We start from the raw sequence: 1311 nt of genomic DNA on the forward strand, positions 1-1311 counted from the left end.
GCGCTGGACGGCGGCCAGCCGGTCGGGCCGGGCCAGCGCCCAGGCCGCCGCGCGCATCCCGACCGCCTCCGCCGTCGGCCGCGGGCGGGTGCGCGCGGCGTCGACGACCTGGCCGCGCAGGTGCACCAGCACCTCGGGAATGTCGATACGCACCGGGCAGACCTCGAAGCAGCGGCCGCACAGCGACGACGCATACGGCAGCGCCTTCTCCACCGGCCCGGCGTCCACCCCGTTCAGCAGCGGGGTGAGGATGGCGCCGATCGGGCCCGGATAGACCGATCCGTAGGCGTGGCCGCCGGTCCGTTCGTACACCGGGCAGGAGTTCAGGCAGGCCGAGCAGCGGATGCAGCGCAGTGCCTGCCGACCGACCGGGTCGGCCAGCGCGCGGCTGCGCCCGTTGTCGAGCAGCACCACGTGGACGGCGCGCGGGCCGTCACCCCTGGTGACTCCGGTCCACATCGTGGTGTACGGGTTCATCCGCTCCCCGGTCGACGACCGGGGCAGCAACTGGAGGAACACCTCCAGGTCGGACCAGGTCGGCACCACCTTCTCGATACCGACGACGCTGATCACGGTTTCCGGCAGGGTCAGGCACATCCGGCCGTTGCCCTCTGACTCGACCACCACCAGGGTGCCGCTGTCGGCGACCGCGAAGTTCGCCCCGGAGATCCCCACCTTCGCCGTGAGGAACCTGCGCCGCAGGTGCGCGCGGGCCGCGCCGCGGCCAGCGCCCACGGCTGGTCGGTCAGGCCGGCCGGCGCGTCCGCCATCTCCCGCAGGAAGATCTCCCGGATCTCCGCCCGGTTGAGGTGGATCGCCGGGGCCAGGATGTGGCTGGGCCGGTCACCGGCCAACTGAATGATCAGCTCGGCCAGGTCGGTCTCCACCGCGGTGATACCGGCCGCGGCCAGCGCGTCGTTGAGGCCGATCTCGGCGGTGACCATCGACTTCACCTTGACGACCTCGTCAGCACCGGTGGCGCGCCCGCCGGCGCCACTCCCGACGCCGGCGGCACGGACCAGGTCGATCACGATCCGGTTGGCCTCGGCCGCGTCACCGGCCCAGTGCACCTGGCCGCCGGCCGCGGTGACCGCCCGTTCGAACTGCTCCAGATAGCCGTCCAGATGCCGTAACGTGCGCTCCTTGATCGCGGCTCCGGCCAGGCGCAGCGCCTCCCAGTCGTCGAGCTCGCCGACGGCCCGGGCCCGCTTGTCCCGGATCGTCGTGGTGGCGTGCGCGAGGTTGCGGCGCAGCTGGGTGTCGGCCAGCGCCTGCCGCGCCGCCCGCGGGAACGCCGGCGTCCCCAGGAAG

1 pseudogene is annotated in these 1311 nt (G+C 73.4%); it reads right to left on the minus strand.

Annotation, left to right across the window (positions count from 1 at the left end):
- Positions 1 to 1311, minus strand: a pseudogene (locus CM1CMNOD_RS24230) (lactate utilization protein B); the annotation flags it as partial.

This window comes from Protofrankia symbiont of Coriaria myrtifolia (assembly GCF_900634755.1).
Taxonomy (GTDB): Bacteria; Actinomycetota; Actinomycetes; order Frankiales; family Frankiaceae; genus Protofrankia; species Protofrankia coriariae.